This window comes from Streptomyces inhibens, assembly GCF_003389455.1.
GTDB lineage: Bacteria > Actinomycetota > Actinomycetes > Streptomycetales > Streptomycetaceae > Streptomyces > Streptomyces inhibens.
In genome coordinates this window covers 1-24,589 of the sequence record NZ_QUAC01000467.1, presented here as the reverse complement: position 1 = coordinate 24,589, position 24,589 = coordinate 1, and the positions used below count along the sequence as shown (strand labels likewise).

The following is a 24,589-nucleotide window of genomic DNA, read 5'->3' as shown; positions in this document are numbered from 1 at the left end:
GGCCCGCGGGGTGCGGGCCGGGCTGTCGTGGGCTGCCGGTCGGGCCTTCGCGGCTCCCGGTGCGCGGCGGCGTAGAGGTGCGCCCCGGTGCGGGCGCGTGGGCTCAGGCGCCGGCCGAGTTCCCGCCCGTACCGGCGATTTCCTCCGGGCGCAGCAGGGCGGCCAGCCGCTCGGCCGGCAGCAGGCCCTGTTCCAGGACCAGTTCGGCGACGCCGCGCCCGGTGGCGAGGGCCTCCTTGGCGATCGCGGTCGCGGCGGTGTAGCCGATGTGCGGGTTGAGCGCGGTGACCAGGCCGATGGAGTTCTGCACGCTGGCGAGGAGCGTCTCGGTGTTGGCGGTGATGCCCACCACGCAGCGCTCGGCGAGGGTGCGGCAGGCGGCCCCGAGGTGGGTGATGCTCTCCGAGAGGGAGTGCAGGATGACCGGCTCGAAGGCGTTGAGCTGGAGCTGGCCCGCCTCGGCGGCCATGGTGATGGTGACGTCGTTGCCGATGACCTCGAAGGCGACCTGGTTGACGACCTCGGGGATCACCGGGTTGACCTTGCCGGGCATGATGCTCGAACCGGCCTGTACCGGCGGCAGGTTGATCTCCGCGAAGCCCGCGCGCGGACCGGAGGACAGCAGCCGCAGATCGTTGCAGCTCTTGGAGAGCTTCACCGCGATGCGCTTGAGGACGCCGGACAGATGGACGAAGGCCCCGCAGTCCTGGGTGGCCTCGACCAGGTTGGCGGCGGTGACCAGGGGCAGGCCGGTGAGCTCGGCAAGGTGGTTGCGGGCCGCTTCGGCGTAGCCCTTGGGGGCGTTGAGGCCGGTGCCGATGGCGGTGGCACCGAGGTTGATCTCATGGATGAGCAGCGCGGCCTCGGCCAGCCGGCTCTGGTCCTCCTCCAGCATCACCGCGTACGCGGAGAACTCCTGGCCCAAGGTCATCGGCACCGCGTCCTGAAGCTGGGTGCGCCCCATCTTGAGGATCTCGCGGAACTCCTCGGCCTTGGCGGCGAAGGCCTCGCGCAGCACGGCCATCGCGTCGAGCAGCTCCCGTACGGCGATGATCGTGGCGACGTTCACCGCGGTCGGGTAGACGTCGTTCGTCGACTGGCTGAGGTTGACATGCTCGTTGGGGTGCAGATGGCGGTAGTCGCCCTTTTCATGGCCGAGGATCTCCAGCGCCCGGTTGGCGATCACCTCGTTGGCGTTCATGTTCGTCGAGGTGCCGGCACCGCCCTGGATGACATCGACGATGAACTGGTCGTGCAGCTGCCCGCCGGCCCGGATCTCCCGGCAGGCGGCGGCGATGGCATCGGCCCGCTCCGGGTCGAGCAGTCCGAGGTCTTCGTTGGCCCGGGCCGCGGCCTCCTTGACGGCGGCGAGCGCATTGATCAGGTGCGGGTAGGCGGCGATCGGCGTACCGGTGATGGGGAAGTTCTCCGAGGCGCGCAGGGTGTGCACGCCCCAGTACGCATCGGCGGGTATGTCGCGGTCGCCGAGCAGATCGTGTTCGCGGCGGTGGCCGGCGGCAGTCATGGTGCAGAGGGTCCTTTGTGAGGTGGGGAGGGTGGGGCGGGGAGCGGAGATGCCGCAATCGGGCGCGGGCGGTGGGGAGTTACCCGGCGTCGGTGGCCGGCGGGGCCAGTGCGCCCGCCGCCCGTAGGGTCCCGACGGTGGTGCCGCCCCCGATGACGGGCGTGGTGGCGAATGCGGCCAGGACGTCGGGGTCGATTCCGCAGTGCGCCAGGGCCGCCGCGGTCACCGGCATCCGGGCGCGGTCGGCGCCGTCGGCGATCTTCACACCGACGGCCCGACCGTCCGGGAGCGCCGCGATCTGGACGCCTTCGAAGCCGTCCTTGGCGAGCAGCCCCGGCACCGCCCGCACCAGCCGGGCGACATCGCGGCCGCTGCCGGAGACCAGCTCCGGGTGCTCGCGCATGGCGTGCGCGACCCGGCCCTCGTCGGTGCCGGGGGCGGCCTTCGCCAGCCGGGCGGCGGCCCGGGTCAGGCCGTGCAGGGAGACCGCGAACAGCGGTGCGCCGCAGCCGTCGACGGTGACGTGGGCGATGCCCTGACCGGTGAGGTCCTCCACGGCCGCGGCGATCTCCCACTGCAACGGGTGCCCCGGGTCGAGGTAGTTGTCCAGGCTCCAGCCCCGGGCGCGGGCCGTCAGCAGCATGGCGGCGTGCTTGCCCGAGCAGTTCTGCGCGAGCCGGGTGGGACCGAGGCCGCGCCCGATCCACGCGTCCCGTTCGGCGGTGCCGTACGGGAGATCGGGGACATTGCGCAGATCGTCCTCGGCCAGTCCGGAGGTGGCCAGGATGCGCCGGGCGGTGGCCAGGTGCCGTTCCTCGCCGGAGTGGCTGGCCGCGACCAGGGCCAGCGACTCCTCGTCCAGCGGCGGCAGGCCCGCGCGGAGCAGACCGACCGCCTGGACCGGCTTGAGCGCCGAGCGCGGATAGAACGCGGCCTCGATGTCGCCGGTCCGGAATTCCACGCTCCCGTCGGCCGCCAGCACCACGACCGAGCCGTGGTGGACGCCCTCGACGATGCCTCCGCGCACCACATGGGCGACGGGAACGTGGGCCGGTTCGCGGATCTCGGGCGGTGCGCCCGGAGCGCGGCGCGGCAGGGTGGTGCTGTGGTTCATGATCAGCTTTCGGTGCTTTCGTTGCGCTGGGTTGGTGCAGAGGTGTCGGTGCTCGCCGTGCTGTCAGTGCTCGCGCTGCTGTCGGCGACCGCGTAGTGGCTGTTCGCGCGTGCCGCCGCGTCCCGTACGGTCCCGACCCGGCGCCGTACCAGGAACCAGCCGCCGACCAGCGCCGCCACGATCAGCGGCAGCGACATCACGGTCGTACGGCCGGCGCCGCCGTCGGCCCACATCAGCACCAGCACCATGGCCAGGAAGACCAGCGTCACGCTCTCGGTCCAGGGCGAGCCGGGGAGCCGGTAGCCGGGGCGGACGAGCTGCCCGGCCTGTGTCTTCCGCCAGAAGAGCAGATGACAGATCATGATCATCGCCCAGGTGCTGAGGATGCCGATCGCCGCGAAGTTCAGCACGATCTCGAACGCCTCGCTCGGCACCACATAGTTGAGGCCCACACCCAGCACACAGACGCCCGAGGTCAGCAGGATGCCGCCGTACGGAACCTGACTGCGGCTCATCACGCCGGTGAACCGCGGCGCGGACCCGGACATCGCCATCGAGCGCAGAATGCGCCCGGTGGAGTAGAGGCCGGAGTTGAGGCTGGACATCGCGGCGGTGAGCACGACGAGGTTCATCACGCCGCCCGCGGCCGGCACCCCGACGTTGGACAGCACGGTGACGAAGGGGCTCTCGCCGGCCGAGTACGAGCTCCAGGGCAGCAGCATCGCCAGCAGGACCACCGAGCCGACGTAGAAGACGCCCACCCGCCACATGATCGAGTTGATCGCCCTCGGCATGATCTTCTCCGGCTCCGCGGTCTCGCCCGCCGTGACGCCGACCAGCTCGACCGAGGCGTAGGCGAACACCACACCCTGGATGACCAGCAGCATCGCCAGCGTCCCGGTCGGGAAGATCCCGCCGTGGTCGGCGATCAGCGCAAGGCCGGGGGAGTGGCCGGCGACCGGGTGCTGGGTGACCAGCAGGAAGATGCCGATCAGCATGAAGACGACCAGCGCACCGACCTTGACGATCGCGAACCAGAATTCCAGCTCGCCGAAGATCTTCACAGAGATGAGGTTCACGGTCAGCACGACCGCGAGCGCGATCAGCGCGATCACCCACTGCGGGACATCGGAGAACATGCCCCAGTAGTGCGTATAGGTCGCCACCGCCGTGATGTCGGCGATTCCGGTGGTCGCCCAGTTCAGGAAGTACATCCAGCCCGCGACGAACGCGCCCTTCTCGCCCAGGAACTCCCGGGCGTAGGACACGAAGGCGCCGGAGGACGGCCGGTAAAGCACCAGCTCACCCAGGGCGCGCACCACGAGGAAGGCGAACAGGCCGCAGAGCGCATACGCGACGGCCAGCGACGGGCCGGCGTCGGCGAGCCGGCCGCCGGCGCCGAGGAACAGCCCGGTGCCGATGGCCCCGCCGATCGCGATCATGTTGACATGCCGGGACTTGAGCGACTTCTGGTAGCCGGCGTCACCGGCGTCCACATGCCCGCCCGACTGCCGTGGCGCGGTGTCCTGCCCCGCTGCCTGCTGTTGTTGCCGTTCCGCCTGCCGGAGGGATTGCTCGCTCACGCGTGATCCTCGTCTTCCGTGGAGGGGGCCGTACGGTGCTGTGGCCGCACGATGGTGGTCAGCGTCGTCTCGACGCGTGCGAGGTGGTGCGCCATGGCTTCCACGGCGTCGTGCTCGGAGCTGTCGACGAGCGCCTCGACGATCGCCCGGTGCTCCCGGTTCGACTGCTCGCGCCGTCCGCCGAGCTCATTGAGGAACGCCGACTGGCGGGCCAGCGCGTCGCGGATCTCCTCGATGACCCTGCGGAAGACCGGGTTGCGGGCCGCCTGGGCGACGGCGAGGTGGAAGAGGGTGTCCATCGCCACCCATGCGGTGGTGTCGGTCTCCCGTTCCATCCGCTCCAGCAGATGGGTGAGGTGGTCGAGATCCTCCGGTGTACGGCGCTGGGCCGCGTACCCGGCCACCGGGATCTCCACATGCCGACGCACCTCCAGCAGATCGCTGGCCGCGTAGTCGCCGAAGGTCGGGTCGGCCACCGCACCGTCGGAGATGACGAAGGTGCCCTTGCCGGTACGTGAGACCGTCAGCCCCATGGTCTGGAGCGCCCGCAGCGCCTCCCGGAGCACGGGTCTGCTCACTTCCAGGCGCCGGCAGAGCTCCGCCTCCGAGGGGAGCTTGTCCCCGACCGCGTAGTCGCCCCGCTCGATGGCGCCGCGCAGATGGTTCAGGACCGCTTCCATCGCGCTGATCCGTCGGGGCACATCGCCAGCTGTCTGGCTGTCTGACAGGTTCACCCCGGGATAGTCGAATCCGGCCGGGGGAGCTGTCAAGGGGTGTGACGCAGCTGATGCGCCCGGAAGGCGATCCGGCCTTGAAGTCCCCCGTGCCGTTACGTATCGCTATGCGGCATTATGTATTGATATTGCTACTGCGTCTGCGGCCGTTCGTCGTCCCGCCGTGCCTCGTCCCGTTGCGCCTCGCCCTGCTGCCCCTCGCCGCGGAAGTCCAGCATGTAGAAGACCTTGTCGTAGCGGCGTCCACCCATCGCGACGAAGTCGGGGAGACGCCCGTATTCGCGGAAGCCGAGCGAGCGGTACAGACGCAGCGCCCTGGCGTTGTCGGCCCGGGCGTCCAGGGTGAGGACCTCGATCCCCGCACCCCGGGCATCGGCGACCAGGGCGCCGGTCAGCGAGCGGCCGAGACCCCGGCCATGGGCCTGGGAGGCCACCGCGAGCTTCTCCAGATCGGCGTGCTGCCGGTTGGTCGGCCGCGTATAGCGCAGCCAGTAGCCCAGCCCGACCAGCCGGCGGTCGACGTATGCGGCCCGCAGCGCCCCCTCCCCGGCCTGCGCGGCCCGCACGACGCGGTCGACGAGCTGGGCCACCTCGTCCGCCGGGGGCGGGTCGACCCAGCCGAGCGGCGCACCGCCGCGGACCAGGTCCGCGAGTATCCGGTGCGCCGACTCGGCGAAGCGCGCCGACAGCTCCGGGTCGGCGGTCAGCTGGTGGGCGTCGAGAATGTCGGGCTCGGTGCCGGTGTTGCCGGTCATCGCTGGGTTCATGATCGGCAGCCTAGAGCCCGGCCCCGGGCTCCAGTCATGGACCTGCCCAGAGATCATCAGCCCCGCGGCCGCGGCAGTTCCCGGACGGCGCGCTCCAGCGCCGCGGCGATCCGGCGGGTGTCCGCTTGCGTCGTGCGCCAGTTGCTGAACGCGGCCCGTAGCGCGGGCCGGCCGGCGAGGACCGTGGGCGTCAGGAAGGCCTCGGCGGCCAGCCCGTCGGCCAGTGCGGCAAGGCGTTCGGCGGTGGGCGATTCGGTCAGGGTGAAGCAGACGACGTTCAGCCGGACCGGCGCGAGCAGGCACAGGCCCTCGACGGCTTCGACGGCCGCGCCCAGGGTGTGGGCGCAGGCCACACAGCGCTCGACGATCTCACGGTGGCCGTCGCGCCCGTAGGCGCGCAGGGTGAACCAGGCCGCGAGCGCACGCATCCGCCGGGAGTTCTCCGGGGTGAGATGCACAAGATCGGGGTGCTCGCCCAGCGGGCCGAGATAGGCGGCCGCGTTCTGGAAGACCCGGGCCTGCAGATCGCGGCGACGGGTGAACTGCACCGCGCTGTCGTACGGCACATTCAGCCATTTGTGCAGGTCGACGCAGAGCGAGTCGGCCAGGTCGAGGCCGTCGACGAGATGCGCATGCTCCGGGGAGAGCGCGGCGAAGGCACCGAAGGCGGCGTCGATGTGCAGCCAGAAGCCGTAGCGGTCGCGCAGCGCGGCGAGGGCGCGGAGATCATCGAAGTCGACGGTGTTGACGGTGCCCGCATTGGCCACGACAACGCAGGGGCCGTCGGTCTCCCGCAGCGCCCGTTCCAGCGCCTCCGGATCGACCGCCTCCCGCCCGGGGAGGGTGGCCACGGTCCGCAGCGCCGCACGGCCCAGGCCGAGCATCGACAGGCCCTTGGCCACGCTGGAATGCGGGCTGCCCGACAGCACCCGTACGGTCCCCAGCGCGGCCACCCCGTCCTCGGCGGGTGAGACCCCGAGCCGCTCGCCGAGCCATTCGCGGGCGATCGCCAGACCGACGGTGTTGGACATGGTGGCGCCGCTGACAAGGGCCCCGTGGTGGCCGTCGGACAGGCCGAAGAGATCACGCAGCCAGCCGACCGTCTCCCGTTCGAGGTGCTGGCCGGTGGCGTCCAGCGACGACATCGCGTTCTGGTCCACGGTCGCGGTCAGCCAGTCGCCGGCGAGCGCCGCGGGGGTCACACCGCCGGTGACGAAGCCGAGGTAGCGCGGCCCGGCGCTCGCCGAGAGGCCCGGTTCCCAGCGCGCGGCGAAGTCCCGCAGTGCGGCCTGCAGTCCGGCCGCCTCCTCGGGCAGCGGCACCGCCCGCGGAGCCGGTCGGTCCGGCACGACCGGAGCCTTCGCCAGGCCGTCGAGGAAGGTCACGGCATGCCGTCGGGTGACCTCCAAGAGGTCCGGCAAACGGTCGAGATCTGCGGCGAGTTGAGGGTGCACCGGGGGCTCCGTTCATCGGTTTCGGATGACGCTAAACCGGTGGGGGCCCGGGCCTCCTGGTCCAATCATGGGAAAGTGGACCAGTGCGAACGAGCGACGACCAGCTGGTCAGGGCCCTGGGTGAGTGGCGCAGACCCGCCGTGCCCTTGATCGATGCGCTGGCCGGCGCGGTACGCGACGCCGTATTGGACGGCCGGCTGCGGACCGGCAGCGCACTGCCCGCGGAGCGCCGGCTGGCGACCGTCCTCGGCATCAGCCGGGGCACCGTGACTGCCGCGCTGGACCGGCTGCGCGACGGCGGCTGGGTGCACACCCGGCACGGCAGCGCCAGTACGGTCCGGCTGCCGACCGCGGCTGCCGAGCGGATCGCGCCCATCTCGGCGACCGGGGAGACCAGTTCGCTCGATCTGCGCCGCGCCGTACCGGCCGCTCCGCAGGCGGCCTATCTGGCGGCGACCCGGCGCGCCGTGGACCGTCTGGCTCCGCTGCTGGCACAGGACGGCGAGCCGGGCCCCGGCCTGCCCGAGCTGCGGACGCTGATCGCCGGGCGGTACACCCGCGAGGGCCTGCCCACCCGCCCCGAGCAGATCCTGATCACCTCCGGGGCGCGGGCCGCACTCGCCCTGCTCTGCGCGCAGCTGCGCCCCCGCGTCGCCGCCGTCGAGACCCCCACCTTCTTCGACGCGCTCCATGTGCTGCGCGGCGCCGGGGCCCGGCCGGTCGGCTGCCGGGTCACCACCGACGGCTGGGACCTGGACCAGCTCGACGACGCCCTGCGCGCGGCACACGGCGGGCTCGGCTATCTGGTGCCCGACTTCCACAACCCGACGGGTGCGCTGATGACCGCGGCCACCCGCCGTACGGTCGCCGAACTGGCCGCTCGCCACGGCGTCACCCTGGTCGTGGACGAGACCATGCGCGACCTCGATCTGCGCGACGCCCCCCGGCCGCAGCCGCGGATCCGGCGTGCGGTCCTCCTCGGCTCGGTCAGCAAGGCGGTCTGGGGCGGGCTGCGCATCGGCTGGGTCCGCGGCACCGCGCGGTTCATCGGCGAGCTGGCCGGCAACCCGCTGTGCGGGCCGCTGTCCGCGGCCCCGATGCAGCAGATGGTCGCCGTCGAGCTGCTGGGCGACCCGGACACCGTCCTGATGCGGCGCCGGGCCGAACTGCGCCGGCAGCGCGACCACTTGAGCGGGCTGCTCGCCGGCGACGACCGCTGGCGGTTCACCGTCCCGCCCGGCGGGCTCGCCCTGTGGCTGCGGCTGGCCGGCATCCGGGCCGATACGGTCGTCGAGCGGGCCCGCGCCCACCGGCTCGACCTCACACCGGGCCCGCGCTTCGCGGCGGATGCGACCCTGACCCACCACGTACGGGTGCCGTTCACCCCGCCGCCCGCCGCGCTCGACGACATCGCGGCCGCATTGGACCACGCCTGCCGGGAATGAGCCGGCCGTACGGACCGCCGCGCCGGGGCATGGTCACTACGGGCCGGTCCACCGGTAACGGTGCTCGGGGCGGCCGGTGTCACCGTATTTGAGGGTCAGTGTGATGTGGCCGCTGCGTTCGAGGTGCTTGAGGTAGCGCTGGGCCGTGGAGCGGCTGACGCCGGCGCGCTCGGCGACCTCGTGGGCGGACAACGGGTGTCCGGCCCCGCCCAGCACCCGGCGGATGAGGTCGACGGTCGCCGGCGAGTGGCCCTTGGGGAGTTCCGTATGCGGGGAATCGGCGGCCCGGAAGGCGCCGAAGATCCGGTCCACCTGCTCCTGGCCGGCCTCGCCGCGTCCGCCCACGCCCTCGACGGTCCGGCGCAGCGCGGCGTACCCGTCGAGCTTGGCCCGCAGTCCGGAGAAGCCGAACGGCTTGACCAGATACTGCAGCGCGCCGCAGCGCATCGCGTCCTGGACGGTCGCGACATCGCGGGCCGCCGTCACCATGATGACGTCGGCGCGGTGGCCGAGCTGCCGCAGCCGTCGCACCAGGGTCAGGCCCGTTTCGTCCGGCAGATAGTGGTCGAGCAGCACCAGATCGACATGGGTGCGCTCCAGAGTGGCCAGCGCCTGGGCCGCGGTATGGGCGCGGCCGGTGACGCGGAAGCCGGACACCTGGGACACGTACGCGGCATTGATCTCGGCGACGTGGAAGTCGTCGTCCACGACCAGGACATCGATCATCCGTGGCTCTCCGTTCACCATGGCTCTCGGGTTCATCGGGGCTCTCCGGCGGCCGTGAGCCGGCGCCCGGGAGCGCCGTCCTCCCAAGCGAGCGCCTCGGGCAGTACGACGGTGAACACCGCGCCGCCGCCCGCGCGAGCGGTCACCCGGGCCATCCCGCCGTAGCGCTCGGCGAGCCGGCGCACCAGGGCGAGGCCGATGCCCCGGCCGCGGTGGAAGGTCACCGGGCCCGCGGGGGAGCGGCCGCCGGGCAGGGGCGGGGCGGCTTTGGTGGACCAGCCCTCGGCGAAGATCTGCTCACGCATCGCGGGCGGCACTCCCGGCCCGGTGTCCGACACCCGCAGGACCACCGTGCTGTGCTCGGCCCGCAGCTCCACCTCGACGAACGGCTGGTCGCGGTGGCGCTCCGCGGTGGCGTCCAGCGCATTGTCGATGAGATTGCCCAGTACGGTCACCAGGTCGCGCGGGTCGACCACCGCATCGGGCAGCAGCGTCGAGGACGACACCCGCAGCGACACCCCGCGCTCGGCGGCGATCGCCGCCTTGCCGACCAGCAGCGCGGAGAGCAGCGGATCGTGCACCCGCTCGGCGATCTGCTCCGCCGACGCCCGGTGGGCACTGGCCACCTCGGTGACGAACTCCACCGCCTTCTCGTATCTGCCGAGCTCCAACAGCCCGCGCAGGGTGTGCAGTTGATTGGCGTGCTCGTGGTCCTGGGCCCGCAGTGCGTCCAACAGCCCCTGGGTTCCGTCCAGTTCACGGCCGAGCAGCTCCAGCTCGGTGCGGTCCCGCAGCGTCACCACGGCCCCGCCGTCCCGCGTCGGCACCCGGTTGGCGATCAGCACCCGGCCGCCGCACACGGCCAGCAGATCCACCCCGGCCACCCGCCCGGCCAGCACATCCGTGGTCCGGCCCGGCGGCAGCACCTCGTCCAACGCCCGCCCGGCGGCCTCGGTGTCCAGCCCGAGCAGCCGCCCGGCCTCGTCGTTGACCAGCCGGATCCGGCCGTGCCGGTCGAAGGCCACCACTCCCTCACGGATGCCGTGCAGCATCGCCTCCCGCTCGTCCAGCAGCGCCGAGATATCGGCGAACGCGACGCCATGCGTACGGCGGCGCAGCCTGCGCGAGATGCCGATCGCGGCCAGCACACCGACGGCCAGCGCCACGCCCGCGTACCGCAGCAGGGTCGGGATGGTGCCGAGCAGCTGCCCCCGGACGCTGTCGTAGGAGATGCCGACCGAGACCGCGCCGACGATCCGGTCGCGGTCATCGCGCAGCGGCACCTTGGCACGGGCCGAGCGGCCCAGTGTGCCGGTGTCGATCTGCCGCACCTCCCGTCCGGCGAGGGTGCGGCTCGGGTCGGTGGAGACATGCCTGCCGATCTCCGCGGTGTTGGTGTGCGACCAGCGCACCCCGCGGGTGTCCATCACCACGACGTACAGCGCCCCGGTCGCCTTACGGATCCGCTCCGCTGTGGCCTGCACCGGCCCGCGCGGATCCGGCTCGGTGCCGACCAGCTTCCGGGCGACATCGGGATCGGCGGCGGTGGTCTGGGCGATGGACAGCGCCTGCCGCATCGCCTGGTCGTCGAGCTCGGAGCTGAGCGGGGCGAGAAACAGGCTGGTGGCGAGCACCATCACGCCGGTCGTGAGGGTCACCTGAGCCGTCAGAACCTGCGCAAAGACGCGTCGGGGCCAGTGGATCCGCATGGGTCTCCCTCGTCTTCGGCCCTCCGCGTCCATGCGGAACCACCTCATTCGTTTTACGTCGCGGTGCCCGCACCGTAAGCCGTGCGTGAGCAACTGCCTACCCCCTGGTGAACCGTTGTTGTTCTAGCGTGAGCAAAACGAGCACAACAGGGTTTGCGCGCAAAAAGGCAGCTTGCGCCCACAAGGCTGCCGCTGTGGCCCGGATCACTCCTAGCCTCCGGGGCCATGAACAGCCACCCGAGCCCCGCTATCGAACTGCGCGGAGCGAGCAAGACATTCCGGACTCCCTCAGGGGCCCTGCACACCGCCGTACGGGATCTGGACCTGGTCGTCGAACGCGGTGAGTTCGTCGCCGTGGTCGGCCCCACCGGATGCGGTAAATCCACCACATTGACCCTGATCAGCGGGCTGGAAGAGCCCACCCGGGGCGAGGTGCTGGTCGCCGGCGAGCCGGTCAGCGGCATCGGCGACAAGATCGGCTTCGTCTTCCAGCAGGACGCGGTCTTCCCCTGGCGCACCGTGCTGTCGAATGTGATGGCCGGCCCCCGGTTCCGCGGCGTACCGAAGGCCGAGGCCAAGCAGCGGGCGCGCGAGTGGCTCGCCCGGGTCGGGCTGGCGTCCTTCGAGGACCGCTATCCCCATCAGCTCTCCGGCGGCCAGCGCAAACGCGTCGCGCTCGCCGCGACCTTCGTCAACGACCCCGAACTTCTGCTGATGGACGAACCGTTCTCCGCCCTCGATGTGCAGACCCGGGCGCTGATGTCGGACGAGCTCCTGGAGCTGTGGTCGGGGACCGGCGCCTCCGTCGTCTTCGTCACCCATGACCTGGAGGAATCGATCGCCCTCGCCGACAAGGTCGTGGTCATGACCGCGGGCCCGGCGACCGTCAAGGAGGTCTTCGAGATCGATCTGCCCCGGCCCCGCCAGGTCGAGTCGGTGCGGCTGGAGCCGCGGTTCATCGAGATCTACCGGGAGATCTGGTCCTCGCTCGGCGAAGAGGTCCGGATCACCCGCGAGAGGGGTGCCGCGGATGCCGCCTGAAACCGTCACGCTGTCCAAGACGGGCACCGGCGCGCACGCCCTGGACCGTACGCAGGCCAGGGCGCGCGCCGCCCGCAACCACAAGCTCCTGGTATACGGCACCCGGGTGCTGCTGCTCGTCGGCCTGATCGGACTGTGGGAGTGGCTGGCCCGGGCCGCCGTCATCGATCCCTTCAACTTCTCGATGCCCTCGAAGATCTGGGACCAGATGACCCAGTGGGCGCTGCACGGCACCCCGCAGGGCTCGCTGTGGGAGCAGATCTGGTACACGCTCTACGAAGCGCTCCTCGGCTGGGTCATCGGCGTCATCGGCGGTGTGGTGCTGGGGATCGCGCTCGGCCGGATCCGCTTCCTCGCCGATGTGCTGGGCCCGTACATCAAGGTGCTCAACGCGCTGCCACGGATCGTCCTCGCCCCGATCTTCCTCATCTGGTTCGGCCTCGGACCGGCCTCCAAGGTCGCCTCCGCCGTCGTACTCGTCTTCTTCCCGGTCTTCTTCAACGCCTTCCAGGGCGCCCGGGAGGTCGACCGCAATCTGGTCGCCAACTCCCGGATCCTCGGCGCGAGCAGCCGCCAGGTCACCCTGCAGGTGGTGATCCCCTCCGCCACCTCATGGATCTTCACCAGCCTGCATGTCAGCTTCGGCTTCGCGCTGATCGGCGCGATCGTCGGCGAGTACATCGGCGCGACCAAGGGCCTCGGCCTGCTCGTCGCGGCCTCCCAGGGCACCTTCAACGCGGCCGGGGTGTACGCGGCCATGGTGATCCTCGCCGTCGTCGCCCTGCTCGCCGAAGGGCTGCTGGCCTTCCTCGAAAAGCGGCTCTTCCGCTGGAAGCCGGCCGATGCCGGCTCCGACCGCTGAACCCCCGCACCGTTTCTCCGCTTCTTCTCACAAGGACGTGACCATGCGCACCCCAGTCAAGATCTCGGCCGCCGCGGCCGTCGCGATGCTCGCCCTCACCTCCCTCACCGCCTGCGGCGGCGGTGGTTCCACCGCCGCGGGCGGCAAGGACGGCAAGATCAAGATCATGGTGGGCGGCCTCGACAAGGTCATCTATCTGCCCGCGAGACTCACCCAGCAGCTCGGCTACTTCGAGGACGAAGGCATCCACGTCACCCTGCTCACCGAACCGGCCGGTGTACAGGCCACCACCTCGCTCGTCTCCGGCGACGTACAAGGCGTCGTCGGCTTCTACGACCACACCCTCGATCTGCAGGTCAAGGGCAAGCAGGTGGAATCGGTGGTGCAGCTCGCGCACGCCCCCGGCGAGGTCGAGGTGGTCTCGAACAAGGCGGCCGGCGACCTGACCTCCGCCAAGGACTTCAAGGGCAAGAAGCTCGGTGTCACCGGCCTCGGCTCCTCCACCGACTTCTTGACCAAATACCTCGCGGTGAAGAACGGCGTACAGACCAATGAGTTCACGCCGGTCGCGGTCGGCGCCGGCCAGACCTTCATCTCGGCCATCCAGCAGGGCTCGATCCAGGGCGGTATGACGACCGACCCGACGGTCGCGCAGATCGTGGACAAGAAGCTCGGCAAGGTCCTCATCGACATGCGCACCCCTGAGGGCTCGAAGCAGGCCCTCGGCGGCCCCTACCCCTCCTCCAGCCTCTACATGAACACCGACTGGGTGAACAGCCACAAGAAGGAGGTGCAGAAGCTGGCCAACGCCTTGGTGAAGACCCTCAAGTGGATGTCCACGCACACCGCCGAGCAGATCGCCGCCAAGATGCCGTCCGACTACGCCCAGGGCGGCAAGGAGCTCTACGCCCAGGCGATCAAGGACACCCTGCCGATGTTCACCAAGGACGGGGTGATGCCCGCCGATGGCCCGGCGACCGTCGAGCGCGTTCTGAAGGCCTTCAACCCCAACCTCAAGAACGCCACGGTGGATCTGAAGAAGACCTACACCACCGAATTCGTCAAGAAGTCGGGCTGACCCACCGGCGGCGGGCAGCACGGCTCATACGAAGTTGATCTCCGCCCGGCTCAGCAGCGGATCGTCCACCAGCTGCCACAGCGGTACGGCGAAGTTGCCGAAGCCGTAGCGGCCGCCGAAGTGCAGTCCCAGGACGCGGTGGTCGGTGAGGTCGATGACGGGTGAGCCGCTGTTGCCGCCCAGCGTGGAACAGTCGTGCTTGATGACGTTCTTGTCCGGCACCAGCTCCGTGGCGGTGCCGGGCTGCAGCCGCTTGACGTTGTAGATGTCCATGAAGATCCGGCGCATCGACTCCGGCTCGTTGCGCCGGCCGTCGTACGCCGGATAGCCGACGCAGTACACCGGCCGACCGGGCAGGTCGGCCGGCGCGTCCGCGGCCACCGCCAGCGGAGGGGGCAGCGCACCGCCGCCGGCCGGCGGCGCGACCCGCAGCAGGGCCAGATCGACGTCCTCGTGGATTCCCAGCACCTCGACGACGTCATAGGCGGGGCCGCCGCCTCCCGGGACGGTGTCGCCGTGCTCCTCACCCATGTCGACCCGGGAGCTGATGCCCTGCTGGAAGGTCCAGCCGGCGCCGTCGCCGCGGGCGAACTCCGCCGCCACATGGCGGTTCGTCAGCACCACGTCCGGGCCGACCAGGAACGCGGTGCCCAGCCAGTCCAGACTGATGTGCCCGGACAGCTCGACCCGCCCCACGCGGGCGAACGACTCCCGGATCGCCGCCCGGTGGCCGTCGAGCACCGCCCAGTCGCCCTGCTGCGGCGCGAAGTCATGGTTCTGGACCAGGATCGCGGGCCGGCCCTCCAGCAGCACGATGGCTTCCACGCCGAAGGACTCGTCGTCGCTGATCTCGTCCGCGCGCCCTTCGGCGAGCTTCTCCAGCCCGCTGACACCCGCCGCCACCACCCGGGTCCGCTCCTGCTGGGCGAACTGGGAGATCTGGCCGGCTGGCAGCTCCTCCGCGGGGAGCTCCTCCAAGGATTCCGGGATCTCGAAGGACAGCCCTTCGCGCACCCGCGCCGCGACCTCCCGCAGATCCGAGAAGATCTGCTCGGGACCGGCCGTCACCGGTGATCTGCTGCCTCTGTGCATCTCACTCTCCTCGGCCGCGCTGCGCGGCCTGTTGTGCCGTCTCGATCTCGGCATGGATGCCGGGACTGCTGGTTTCCAGATGGCGCATCACGCTGCGCATCTGGGTGCCGACGTTGACAAAGGCCGTCGTCCTGCCCTGGAACAGCACGTTCTCCACGCGCCGGGTGCCCCGGTGCAGCGCCACCACCCTCCAGTCGTCCGTGAGGACGGGCGATCCTGAGGACCCGCCGCGGGTGTCGGTGAAGTAGCGGACATCGTTCTCGTCCGCCTCGTAGACGAGGTTGTTGCGGAGCGCGACCCGCTTCGGCTGGCCACCGGGGTGCTGGATGATGTTGACGGCCACGAAGTCGCCCCTGGCGACCGCCAGCGGCCGGTCCGCCAGCCTCAGCACCGGCCGGGAGGGCTCGGCGGTCAGCCGCAGCACCGCATAGTCGAGTTCCGCGTCCGCGGCGACGAGTTCGCTGACGGTGGCCTCCTCCGTCTCCACCTCGTCGGTGTCGTAGTCGAACCGCGCGCGGGTGTGCCGGGCCTGGAGGCGCAGATCCTCGGCGTCGGCCACCGGCCGCCCCGCGCCGGTCCCGGTCCGGGCGTTGACCACATGGTGGTTGGTGACGAGCAGATCCGGAGCGATCAGCCACCCCGTACCGGAGTGCGGGAAGCCGTTCGGCTGCAACGGAGCGCCGCCTTGGTACGGCGGCACCTTGATCCGGGCCACCGCCCCGCCGGCCAGTTCCCCGCCCCGCAGAAAGCCGATCGGGACGGTGTCGTCCCGATGGACGATCTGCTCCTTGATCTCCGAGGCCGGGGTGGGCAGCCCCGCCAGCACATCCGGCTCACCGCCCGCCTGCCGCGCCACATCGTCCAGGGCCTGCTGGAAGACGGTGAGCGGCTCGGCCTCGGTGGTCTCGGCGACGGCGTTGCGCAGCCAGATCTCCAGCGGCACCGAACCGTCCACCAGCCGCTCCACCCGGTTCATCTCGTTGAGATCCGAGTGCACCTGGCGTCCGGGCGCGGGGTTGAGCGGCAGTGTGCTGCGGTAGCGGGGCATGATCCCGTCGAGCAGCAGCGGCCGGACCGCGGGGTCGGCCAGCCCGGTCTCCACCGCGGCGTCCAGCACCCGGCGGATCTCGTCCGGCGAGAGATAGGCGTTCATCGGCGACCGGACCCCGCGGTGCCGTCCCCGTCCGCCGACGCGCGGCCCGCGGACCCCGGACCGGGGGCCGCGCCGGACGCCGTACGTCCGCCCGTGCCCACCCCCATCGCGGCGGCCACCCCGGCCACGATCTCGCCGCTCTTGTCGGGTACGGCCAGCAGCCGCCGGGCGAGCGCGTCGAGGGTGCCGCGGTCGCGGGCCAGCCGCAGGATCCCCGCGATGCTGGTGGGCGCGCCGCCGGACTGCTGCCGGGACGGGCCCGCCGCCTCGTCCAGGATCTCCATCACCGCGCCCAGCAGCGCCGGCTGTCGGCCGGTCGCACGGCGCATCGCCGCCCCGAGAGCGTCCAGCGTCTCGTCGTCGGCCGGCAGTCCCACCACCTCCAGCGCATGGTTGAGCGCCCCGGGCGCCTGGTCGTAGATCTGCGAGGCGACCGCGCGTACCAGCACGGGCTGGTGGGCGAGGACGGCGTCCGGCAACGTCTGCAGCCGCTCGGCGAGTTGCTGATCGGCCTCCCCGTCCGTGCCGTCGGCGGTGGACAGCTGGGCGCGGGCCAGCAGCGCGCCCATCGCTTCCAGGTCCTGCCCGAGGCCCACCGCGACATCCTCCGCCACCCGCAGATCGCGGTTCGCGCTCGCCGGATCGCCGGCGTCCTCCGCGAGGCGGGCGGAGAGCAGCAGCAGCTCCAGCCGGCGCTCACCGCAGCCCGCGCGCTCCGCCGTGCCGATCGCATCCGCCAGACCCGTACGGGCCTCCTTCCGCCGCCCGAGCCGGTTGAGGGTCTCGGCGAGCAGGGCATGCAGGGGGCTGCACGGCGTCCAGGGCCGGCGCCGGTCGAGCCGTTCGAGGGCCGCTTCGGCGAAGCCCTGCGCGAGCAGATCCTCCACCTCGCGGGCGAGGATCCGCTCCCAGTCCTCCTGGTCGGCGCCCGCCGTGACCTGATCGGGAGCGCCACCGCCGAGCCTGGCGGTGAGCAGGCCGGCGGCCCTGGGCGTCATGTCCTGCTGCGCCCCGGCCAGGAACCGCTCGATGCCCGGCAGCCACCGTTCCTCCACCGAGCGAGGGTTCTCGTCGAGCCGCAGCCGGTGGTAGATCTCCTCGGCGCGCGCCTCCAGCCCCTCGCGGGCGGCGTAGTGGTCGACCGCGCGCCGTTCGACGGCGCGCATCACGTCGGTACGGTCGCCGCCCGGCAGCCGCAGCATGATGGCCCGGACATCGCCGCGGTAGCGCACGGCGTCCGGGCGGGCGGGCTCCACCATGTCGAGGCGGCGCAGCTCCTCGAAGAGCGCGCGGGCCTCGTCCGGCGTTGCCACCCGCAGCCCGCAGGGTTCGGCGAGAACGTCCTTGATGATCTCCGGGGTGATGACCCGGAGCACCAGGCCGGGATGGGCGAGCCGGCGCAGGTCCTCGTTGGCGATATGGCTGAGGATGCGGTCGTAGAGGATGCCCTGGACCAGCAGCTGGTCGACGCGGCGGAAGACCTGATGGCGGCGCTCGGGCAGACTGCCGATCAGCTCACCCGTCCGCTCGGCCTCCAGCCCCGCGAGGGTGGCGGCCCGGGCGGCCAGCTTCAGACTGAGCGGATGGCCGCCGACCCGGTCGGCCAGCGCCCGGGCCACTTCGGGATCCGTGACACCGCAGGACGCCAGCAGGCCGACGGCCGCCTCCGGGTCGAGCTCGCCGAGTTCGATGTCGAGCGGTGTCATGGTCCTCGCCGGATGATCGACCGGGGCCCGGCCGGAGACGATGAACCGCAGCCGCGGATAGACGCGCTGGAACGAGAGGTAGATCGCCCACATCCGTCCGACCACCGGCGATCCGCGGTACTGCGCCTCCTCGAACGAGTCGATGACCATCGCGAACGGCGGGTCCTCCTGGTCCCCTTTGCCCTTCGCCTTCTTGCTGTCCGCCACCGCCCGCGCCAGGACATCGGCGACCCGCTGGATGAGATCGGTCTCCCGTCCGGTGGCCAGCAGATGGAACTCGTGCGAGGAGCGGCGGCCCAGGACGGCGCGGGTGGTGGCGAGTTCGTGCAGCTGGGACACCCGGTCCTGCCCCTCCCGCTGGCTGCGGGCCGCCTGCTGGCACTCGTCCGCCAGCGCGTCCAGCTCGGCACGGTGGGCGGGGTACTGGATACCGAGCTGCCGGGCGGCCTCGGCGATCAGCGTGACCGGCTCCTGGATGGAGAGGGTGGGCCGCTCGAAGTCGATGTAGGCGAAGGGGAAGCCGCCGGCCGGATCGCGGACGTTGTCGAGCACGAACTTGGCGAGCAGTGTGCTCTTGCCCATGCCGCCGGGACCGTGAATGGCCAGCGGAGGCACCGGCGCCGGGTGGCCGGTGGGGTCGGCCGGCACCCTGGATCCCACAGATCCACCGGGCAGTGCGACATAGTCGCGCATCTCGGCGAGTTCACGGGTACGCCCCTGGAACGGCCACTGCAGGAGGCGCTCCAGGGGCTCCAGGAGCCTGGCCCGTTCCAGGGCGTGCTGCAGCCCCGCGGTGTCCGGCAGCCCGGTCGCGCCCGGCACCCATGACAGCCACAGCACCGCCTGGAGGGCATCGGCCAGTTCGTCCGCGGTCAGCCGGTCCGTGGCCGGCGGGCTGCCGGAAAGATAGGCCAGACAAAAACGCTCCGGGCTCGCCCCGGGGGGCAGCTGCCCGAGATTGCACTCCAGGACGCGCCGGGCGGCCTCGGGCCCGGCCAGCCCGCGCAACGTCCGTTCCCTGACATCGGACTTGAGGGCCCACGCGGCCTGCTCGTGCATCCCCATGGTCGTGCAGTCGTCGACGAGTTCCAGGACCGCGCCGCCGGTGGCGCGGTCCTCCCCGGGCAGCCGGAGCCGCTGCGGATCGAAGCGGCTCAACAGGCAGGCCGCCTCCCGGTAGGCGCGGTGGGCGTCCGAGACGTCCGGCGTACGGTCCTCGCCGGTACGCAGCGCCTCGCGTAACCGGGCGGCGAACACCTTCCGGATTTCGGCGGGGCGTACCGGGGGGCTTTCAGAGGGATTGATAGACACGAATGGCCCCCTCTGCCGCCGTACAGAGCTTCCGCATATAGCTTTCGCCGTGGCCGTCGGCCTTGACGGTGGCGTGCAGCACCTCTTCCACGGCCACGTCCACGAGTTCGGCGATGGAGGATTCGCAGGGCTGCCCGGTGCCGAGGATTTTCGGCGGTGAGGCGTGGAAGACCTGGTCGAAGAAGGTGCGCAGATCGTTGGGTTCGGCGACCCGTGCCGTGTCCCAGCACATATTTCCCCGTAGGTCGTACGGCAGTTGACGCATCGAGCGGCCATATCCGAGGAGCACCAGCCGGGGCGCCTGATCGCCTCGTGCGGCGGCATGCTCGTAGATGGCCATGGCCAGTTGCCCGATGAAGTCCCACACATCGGAACTGGGATCGAGCTTGTCGCATTCGTCGAGGACCAGCCAGAAGCGTTCCTCGACGGTGGTCGCCCGGCTGACCACCCAGTGCGCGGCCTCGTCGATCGACGGCAGCTTGTCATTGAGTTCGGTGGGGTTCAGCGGGGAAACGCCGGTGTGCGGATCGGCGACGAATTCGGCCAGCCGCCGCAGGACCTTGGCGGCGGTGGAGGTGCGCGCCAGGGTGACGCGCACCGGACGGAATCCGCTGTGCTGTCCGATATGGCGAAGGAAGTTGTAGGTGTACGACCGGCCGCTGGCCGGCTCGCCGTCGACGAGCAGGATGAACTTTTCGGGGTCCGCGATGAACCGGCGCAGCGTCTCCCGCAGGTCCTGACGGTCGATGAAGGCCTCGGTGCCGTTCTTCAGGACGCAGGTACGGAAGGTGTCCTGTGCGGCGTGGGCGCGGAAGTCCTCGCGCAGCCGGTCCAGGAATTCCCGGGCCTTCACGATGTCCGGGAGTACGGCCAGTCTGTCGACCGTGGTGAGGGCCTCGACGAGTCTCAGCTGCCGCTGGATGTCCGTGCGCGAGGTGTGCACGAGCGCCCGGGCATTGTCCGTGCTGATATGCGTCAGCGGCAGCGCGCCGATGAATTCCCGGGAGAATCCGTACTGGGCGAGCTGCGTGTGCGGATCGGTGGTGTCAAGCAGGTAGTTCTGCACCCAGGTGGTGACCAGGTCCCACTCGGTTTCGGTCAGCGGCATGCCACACCTACCCGGCACCGTCGTCGAAGATCCGGTGAACCGGCTCCCTGACCTGGCGCTGGGCCAGATACTCGCTGATGCCGTGATGATTCCTGCTGTCATTGGTGACCAGCAGATCGGTGACCCGATCCTGGGGCGCGTACTCGGGCCGCAGGGTGTGGTCGAGCGCCACCAGATCCCGCAGATCCGACGCATTGCGCCAGGCCGCCACACCCGCCGGGACCGCCGGTGGCCGCGCCAGGTGGTCCTGTACTTCGGAGATGGCCAGCGGCGATCCCACGGTGACCAGCAGGTCCACCTCGCGTCCCTGCTCCATCAGCACCTCGTAGGCGATGATGGTGCCCAGGCTGTGGCTGACCACCACGAGCGGGCCGCCGTCCAGGCCCTCCAGCGCCTCGGTGACCACCTCGCGCATGGCCGGCCCCGCCCCGCCGAAGAAATAGGCGTGGACGTCCTTGAACGCATGCTTGACCAGCATCCGGAACACCGCGCTACGGCCCGGCTGGGGCAGCGGCAGCGCCTCCAGCGGGAGCTCCATACCGGACACCGGCTCCTCGTCCTCCCCGGCATGGGCCAGCGTGTCCGCGAGATACGTCATGTCCCGCAGCCAGTCGACGAGCGCGCCCTCGTCGGCGGCGGCCCGCCCCTCCAGCCCGATCTCACCGGCCTCCAGCCGCGCTTCACCGAGCGTCCGCGCCACGAAGTCCTCAGGCGGTTCGACAGCAGCCGCTTCCGCCCGTGCCGGCAGCTCCTCGATCAGCTCCGGCCCGCCGTCCAGCGGATCCGGCCGGAAATCGGGCAGCGGCGCCGGATAGCGCACCGGGGCCCAGTACGCCATCCGCGACGCCTCGGCCATGTCCCTGCCGAAGAGCGCCGTGTCCCACTGGGACTTGAGCAGTTCCGAGCGGACCTTGTTCCCGTTCCCGTGGACGTAGACGACCCTGGGGTGCATTGCGCCTCCTCCTGCCGTTCAGCCGCGCCGCAGCACGATGTCGTCGTGCGCCGCGAGCTGCATCCAGCGCGCCCTCGGGGCGCGGACGATCGGCATCAGATCCGCGTCGGGCAGCGGGCCCAGGTCCAGCGACGTGAGCTCGACGACATCCGAGACCGGCACCTGGAACGTCCGGAAGGCGCCCAGCGGCGGCGGCGCCCCCGGCGTGGCTCCGGCCAGGGCCCGGTCGGCGGCCCTGGTCAGGTCCGGGCTCTGGTCGAGTACGTACGCCGTCGCCGCCAGCGCCCCGTCCTGGATGAACGCCGCGACCTTCCAGAAGCGCAGGGGCACTTGAACGCCCCGGTAGGGCGGGTCGGAGTCGTGCAGTACCGGGCCGGTCAGGACGGCCAGCTTGCGGTCGAACCGGGCGGCATTGTCGAGCAGATAGTTCTCCAGGCCCTGCCAGAGCTCCTTGCCCTGGTTGAACACATCCGCCTGCGGGGCGGCGTTCGTGTAGTGGAAGGTGTCGTCATTGGCCTGGTTCGCCTCCGCGGCCTTGCCCCAGACGGGATCGAGCCGGCGCACCAGATGCCCCTTGTCCAGGGAGTTGTCGCGGTACACGTCCTTGCCGGTCTGCCGGCTCTCGGCCAGCCGCGGATCGAAACGCCAGCTGCCCTCGCGGGGCGTATCTTCCAGCAGACGCCGGCCGTCGATGCAGACGGCGGTGGCCGCCGCCATCCGCCGGTCCGGGCGCAGCACCACCGAGAAGTGGGTGTACGGCAGCACCACGGTTTCCACCTCGGGCCTGCTCGGCATCGGCAGTGGTACCTGGACACCGAGGAAGTGCTCGTCATAGCCCGCCCGGTTTGCCAGGGAGTCCCGGGACGCCGCCCCGGACGTTGCCTCACCGACCCTCGGGGAATCTGATGGGATCATATGAGAACCGCTTCCCGGTGGTGGGGACCACCGATCGGTGCCCACCGGGAAGCCACTCGAACAGCCGCGCGCATCGGCGGCGCACCCCCCGGAGGGGACCGTTCAGGCGGTTGGGCGGGGCGCCGCGTTCAGACCCCGAGAGGCTACGGAACGCATCCAGGCGTTGCCCGTCACCCAGCGGTTGCTAAGGAGCTCCCCCCATGGCCACCGGCCTCTCCCTCCATGTCGGACTCAACCGGGTCGATCCAGCCGAGTACGGCGGCTGGGACGGTCAGCTCGTGGCCTGCGACAACGACGCTCACGACATGGCCCGGCTGGCCCGGGGAGCCGGGTTCGGCACGACGACCCTGCTGACCTCCGACGGCACCGTGGAGAACGTCACCGCCGAGCTGCGCAGGGCGGCCAAGACCCTCAAGAGCGGCGACATCCTGCTCTTCACGTACTCGGGCCACGGCGGCCAGGTCCCCCGTGCCGACGGCGCCGACGCGGAACCGGACGCATTCGATGAAACCCTGGTGTTCTACGACCGCGAATTCCTCGACGACGAGCTGCACCGGGAATTCGGGCGCTTCGCCCGGGGCGTCCGGATCCTGGCCCTCCTCGACTGCTGCCACAGCGGCACCGGTATCGAGGTACGCGAATTCCTGACCCCCGAGGCCATGCAGGAGCAGTTCCAGACGCGTGACCCCCGGCGGATCGAGAACACCGCACGCCTCATGCCGGTCGTCAAACAGCACGAGATCTACCAGCGGGACAAGGATTTCTTCCAGGAACTCCAGCGCGATCTCGCCGCGCACAAGAGCCGGCAGCCGGCGGCCGGCGCACTGCTCATCTCCGCCTGCCAGGACAATCAGCTGGCCTCCGACGGCGACGTCAACGGAAAATTCACCGGAACTCTGCTGGACGTCTGGAACGACGGGGCATTCCGCGGCGGCTACCGCGCCTTCCACCGCGACATCCTGCGGAACATGCCGCCCACCCAGAGCCCCCACTTCTTCGTTTCCGGACAGCCCGACGAGGCATTCCTGGAGCAGCAGCCGTTCACGGTCTGAGCAACGCGACGACGGGAGGCGGGCCGAGGCCCGCCTCCCGTCTCAAAGATCTACAACCTTGCCAAGTGGGAGTGGTTGCCGCCCTCACTCGGCGGGGTAGATGTCTCCGCCCCGCATAAGGCTTTCCTGCTCACTCTGGGACTGCAGCCTGCGCGCCTTCTCCTGGAGCCGCTTCCGCTCGTCCGGGTCGGTGGTGCGCTCCGCTGCCGCCTTCAATTCCTGAGCCTTGTCCCGCATCTGCTGGATTCGTGCGCGTGCTTCTCCTGTTGCGCTCATGATCTGTCCTTGAACGGTGTTATTGAGCACTGCATTTACCAGCGAATCAGGCCGGGCCGTCTTCGGCACCTCGAAGGGTAACTCTCTGTGACGAAAGATATCCGAGCGTTTTCGGTACCGGGCCCGAGTTCGCCGGCCAAGGCCCGCCGGCCGCGGCGCGCCCGGGCGTCACGGCGTGTCTCCACCGGATGGCCTTCCTGAATGGCGAGGGCGGCCAAGAGGGACGTTGGCTGAAGCACAGCAGCTCAACGTCCGCTGAGTGTCAGCGCTTTTGGTGTTTGACGCTCCCCCTCGTTCAGTGGAGTCCCTCCATGTCATCCGAACCAGCTCTTTGTGGGGGCGACGCCGAACTGTCCTCGACAGAACACGGCGAGCACATTCCGCCCATCACCCCTGAGAAAAACTCGGCCCGCACCCTTCTGTGGGAGGCAGTCACCCATCGGCCCTTGGAGGAAGTCGCCGCGCTTGTGGAACTGCTCAAGCGCAGCGGCGACGTTCCCAACCCTGGCGATGAAGCCCTGCGAGTGGCGGTCGTTTCCCGTCCGGTGAGCGAGGTCGCTGCGCTCTTCGAACTCCTTCAGGCCGCTCCGCACACCGCGGAATCGAGCCACGAGGCGCTGCGTGCGGCGGCCGTCGGCAGATCCGTCGAGGAGGTCGCGCAGCTGATCGAGCTGTTCGACCGCACGAAGGACGGCGGCCCCGATCCCTACGACCCCGATTCCTACGACCCCGACCCCTACGGCATGTCCGGGCCCTTCCCTCCCGGTCCCGGTCCCGGTGGCCCCGGCGGCCCCGTCGAACCGGAACCCACCAGGACCATGCCCGTCGGCCTCGACCCCGACGTCCGCCCCCTGGGCACCGCTGCTCAGGCGGCGGCCGCCTCACGCGGCGAGAGCGTGGCGCACCAGCCGCCCCCCAACCGCCCGCCCTGGGCCCAGCGGCCCGCCGGCACCATGCCGCAGGGCGGCCCGCCGTGGGGCGCGCCC

General features: G+C 70.8%; 20 protein-coding genes and 1 pseudogene. 6 read left to right on the top strand and 15 right to left on the bottom strand.

Annotation, left to right across the window (positions count from 1 at the left end; translation table 11 throughout):
- Positions 1-103: 103 nt before the first annotated feature.
- The 6 genes from aspA to DY245_RS40445 form a co-directional block, all read right to left on the bottom strand.
- On the bottom strand, positions 104-1,525 hold the full coding sequence (gene aspA, locus DY245_RS40470; RefSeq protein ID WP_128512108.1) for an aspartate ammonia-lyase: 1,422 nt from the start codon (positions 1,523-1,525) through the stop codon (positions 104-106).
- Positions 1,526-1,604: 79 nt separating this feature from the next.
- The gene (locus DY245_RS40465; RefSeq protein WP_128512107.1) at positions 1,605-2,639 is read right to left on the bottom strand and encodes an asparaginase; all 1,035 of its coding nucleotides are present in this window, start codon (positions 2,637-2,639) and stop codon (positions 1,605-1,607) included.
- A 2-nt stretch (positions 2,640-2,641) separates the two neighbouring features.
- The gene (locus DY245_RS40460) at positions 2,642-4,222 is read right to left on the bottom strand and encodes an amino acid permease (protein ID WP_425329513.1); all 1,581 of its coding nucleotides are present in this window, start codon (positions 4,220-4,222) and stop codon (positions 2,642-2,644) included.
- Entirely contained in the window at positions 4,219-4,956 is a 738-nt protein-coding gene (locus tag DY245_RS40455) for a FadR/GntR family transcriptional regulator (protein ID WP_128512106.1), read from the bottom strand. The genes DY245_RS40460 and DY245_RS40455 overlap by 4 nt, the downstream gene beginning before the upstream one ends.
- Positions 4,957-5,087: 131 nt before the next feature.
- Complete coding sequence (locus DY245_RS40450) at positions 5,088-5,723, bottom strand: GNAT family N-acetyltransferase (protein ID WP_128512105.1); 636 nt, start codon at positions 5,721-5,723, stop codon at positions 5,088-5,090.
- A 56-nt stretch (positions 5,724-5,779) separates the two neighbouring features.
- Positions 5,780-7,177, bottom strand: a complete 1,398-nt coding sequence (locus DY245_RS40445; protein WP_128512104.1) for a pyridoxal phosphate-dependent decarboxylase family protein — start codon at positions 7,175-7,177, stop codon at positions 5,780-5,782.
- 83 nt (positions 7,178-7,260) lie between these two features.
- Between DY245_RS40445 and DY245_RS40440 the strand changes: the two genes are divergently transcribed.
- The gene (locus tag DY245_RS40440) at positions 7,261-8,622 is read left to right on the top strand and encodes an aminotransferase-like domain-containing protein (RefSeq protein WP_128512103.1); all 1,362 of its coding nucleotides are present in this window, start codon (positions 7,261-7,263) and stop codon (positions 8,620-8,622) included.
- Positions 8,623-8,658: 36 nt separating this feature from the next.
- On the opposite strand, the gene DY245_RS40435 is transcribed toward DY245_RS40440, so the two are convergent.
- Together DY245_RS40435 and DY245_RS40430 are read right to left on the bottom strand one after the other, a co-directional pair.
- A complete protein-coding gene (locus DY245_RS40435) occupies positions 8,659-9,348 on the bottom strand; it encodes a response regulator (RefSeq protein WP_128512102.1) in 690 nt (229 codons plus the stop codon).
- Positions 9,349-9,380: 32 nt separating this feature from the next.
- The gene (locus DY245_RS40430; RefSeq protein WP_128512101.1) at positions 9,381-11,057 is read right to left on the bottom strand and encodes an ATP-binding protein; all 1,677 of its coding nucleotides are present in this window, start codon (positions 11,055-11,057) and stop codon (positions 9,381-9,383) included.
- Positions 11,058-11,282: 225 nt separating this feature from the next.
- Here DY245_RS40430 and DY245_RS40425 point away from each other — a divergent pair, with 225 nt between their 5' ends.
- The 3 genes from DY245_RS40425 to DY245_RS40415 are packed head-to-tail and all read left to right on the top strand — an operon-like array spanning position 11,283 to position 14,038.
- On the top strand, positions 11,283-12,098 hold the full coding sequence (locus tag DY245_RS40425) for an ABC transporter ATP-binding protein (RefSeq protein ID WP_128512100.1): 816 nt from the start codon (positions 11,283-11,285) through the stop codon (positions 12,096-12,098).
- Positions 12,088-12,960, top strand: coding sequence for an ABC transporter permease (locus tag DY245_RS40420; RefSeq protein WP_128512099.1), 873 nt, complete (start codon positions 12,088-12,090; stop codon positions 12,958-12,960). The genes DY245_RS40425 and DY245_RS40420 overlap by 11 nt, the downstream gene beginning before the upstream one ends.
- A 43-nt stretch (positions 12,961-13,003) precedes the next feature.
- Positions 13,004-14,038 carry an ABC transporter substrate-binding protein gene (locus DY245_RS40415; RefSeq protein WP_128512098.1) on the top strand — a complete coding sequence of 345 codons (1,035 nt, stop codon included), beginning with the start codon at positions 13,004-13,006 and terminating at the stop codon, positions 14,036-14,038.
- Between the two features lie 24 nt (positions 14,039-14,062).
- On the opposite strand, the gene DY245_RS40410 is transcribed toward DY245_RS40415, so the two are convergent.
- The 6 genes from DY245_RS40410 to DY245_RS40385 are packed head-to-tail and all read right to left on the bottom strand — an operon-like array spanning position 14,063 to position 22,155.
- The gene (locus DY245_RS40410) at positions 14,063-15,130 is read right to left on the bottom strand and encodes a trypsin-like serine peptidase (protein WP_128512097.1); all 1,068 of its coding nucleotides are present in this window, start codon (positions 15,128-15,130) and stop codon (positions 14,063-14,065) included.
- Position 15,131: 1 nt separating this feature from the next.
- Entirely contained in the window at positions 15,132-16,283 is a 1,152-nt protein-coding gene (locus DY245_RS40405) for a trypsin-like peptidase domain-containing protein (RefSeq protein ID WP_128512096.1), read from the bottom strand.
- Positions 16,280-19,300: an ATP-binding protein gene (locus DY245_RS40400; RefSeq protein ID WP_128512095.1), complete on the bottom strand. Its 3,021-nt coding sequence runs from the start codon at positions 19,298-19,300 to the stop codon at positions 16,280-16,282. Before DY245_RS40400 ends, DY245_RS40405 begins: the two co-directional genes overlap by 4 nt.
- Positions 19,281-20,408, bottom strand: a complete 1,128-nt coding sequence (locus tag DY245_RS40395) for an HAD family hydrolase (RefSeq protein ID WP_128512094.1) — start codon at positions 20,406-20,408, stop codon at positions 19,281-19,283. The genes DY245_RS40400 and DY245_RS40395 overlap by 20 nt, the downstream gene beginning before the upstream one ends.
- Positions 20,409-20,415: 7 nt before the next feature.
- A complete protein-coding gene (locus DY245_RS40390; RefSeq protein ID WP_128512093.1) occupies positions 20,416-21,360 on the bottom strand; it encodes a hypothetical protein in 945 nt (314 codons plus the stop codon).
- A gap of 18 nt (positions 21,361-21,378) precedes the next feature.
- Positions 21,379-22,155 carry a DNA/RNA non-specific endonuclease gene (locus DY245_RS40385; protein ID WP_244943562.1) on the bottom strand — a complete coding sequence of 259 codons (777 nt, stop codon included), beginning with the start codon at positions 22,153-22,155 and terminating at the stop codon, positions 21,379-21,381.
- A 320-nt stretch (positions 22,156-22,475) separates the two neighbouring features.
- Here DY245_RS40385 and DY245_RS40380 point away from each other — a divergent pair, with 320 nt between their 5' ends.
- Entirely contained in the window at positions 22,476-23,327 is an 852-nt protein-coding gene (locus DY245_RS40380) for a caspase family protein (RefSeq protein ID WP_128512091.1), read from the top strand.
- 84 nt (positions 23,328-23,411) lie between these two features.
- Here DY245_RS40380 and DY245_RS40375 read toward each other — a convergent pair whose 3' ends face one another.
- On the bottom strand, positions 23,412-23,603 hold the full coding sequence (locus tag DY245_RS40375) for a DUF6381 family protein (protein WP_128512090.1): 192 nt from the start codon (positions 23,601-23,603) through the stop codon (positions 23,412-23,414).
- 311 nt (positions 23,604-23,914) lie between these two features.
- On the opposite strand from DY245_RS40375, the pseudogene DY245_RS47295 reads away from it, so the two are divergent.
- A pseudogene (locus tag DY245_RS47295) lies at positions 23,915-24,589 on the top strand (hypothetical protein); the annotation flags it as partial.

What these genes read in the sequence shown, in the direction of transcription:
- DY245_RS40465 (WP_128512107.1), bottom strand. Translation starts at nt 2,639, where the DNA reads ATGAACCACAGCACCACCCTGCCGCGCCGCGCTCCGGGCGCACCGCCC.
- DY245_RS40380 (WP_128512091.1), top strand. Translation starts at nt 22,476, where the DNA reads ATGGCCACCGGCCTCTCCCTCCATGTCGGACTCAACCGGGTCGATCCA.
- DY245_RS40435 (WP_128512102.1), bottom strand. Translation starts at nt 9,348, where the DNA reads ATGATCGATGTCCTGGTCGTGGACGACGACTTCCACGTCGCCGAGATC.
- DY245_RS40405 (WP_128512096.1), bottom strand. Translation starts at nt 16,283, where the DNA reads ATGAACGCCTATCTCTCGCCGGACGAGATCCGCCGGGTGCTGGACGCC.
- DY245_RS40450 (WP_128512105.1), bottom strand. Translation starts at nt 5,723, where the DNA reads ATGAACCCAGCGATGACCGGCAACACCGGCACCGAGCCCGACATTCTC.
- DY245_RS40430 (WP_128512101.1), bottom strand. Translation starts at nt 11,057, where the DNA reads ATGCGGATCCACTGGCCCCGACGCGTCTTTGCGCAGGTTCTGACGGCT.
- aspA (WP_128512108.1), bottom strand. Translation starts at nt 1,525, where the DNA reads ATGACTGCCGCCGGCCACCGCCGCGAACACGATCTGCTCGGCGACCGC.
- DY245_RS40425 (WP_128512100.1), top strand. Translation starts at nt 11,283, where the DNA reads ATGAACAGCCACCCGAGCCCCGCTATCGAACTGCGCGGAGCGAGCAAG.
- DY245_RS40410 (WP_128512097.1), bottom strand. Translation starts at nt 15,130, where the DNA reads ATGCACAGAGGCAGCAGATCACCGGTGACGGCCGGTCCCGAGCAGATC.
- DY245_RS40375 (WP_128512090.1), bottom strand. Translation starts at nt 23,603, where the DNA reads ATGAGCGCAACAGGAGAAGCACGCGCACGAATCCAGCAGATGCGGGAC.
- DY245_RS40395 (WP_128512094.1), bottom strand. Translation starts at nt 20,408, where the DNA reads ATGCCGCTGACCGAAACCGAGTGGGACCTGGTCACCACCTGGGTGCAG.
- DY245_RS40385 (WP_244943562.1), bottom strand. Translation starts at nt 22,155, where the DNA reads ATGCCGAGCAGGCCCGAGGTGGAAACCGTGGTGCTGCCGTACACCCAC.
- DY245_RS40420 (WP_128512099.1), top strand. Translation starts at nt 12,088, where the DNA reads ATGCCGCCTGAAACCGTCACGCTGTCCAAGACGGGCACCGGCGCGCAC.
- DY245_RS40415 (WP_128512098.1), top strand. Translation starts at nt 13,004, where the DNA reads ATGCGCACCCCAGTCAAGATCTCGGCCGCCGCGGCCGTCGCGATGCTC.
- DY245_RS40390 (WP_128512093.1), bottom strand. Translation starts at nt 21,360, where the DNA reads ATGCACCCCAGGGTCGTCTACGTCCACGGGAACGGGAACAAGGTCCGC.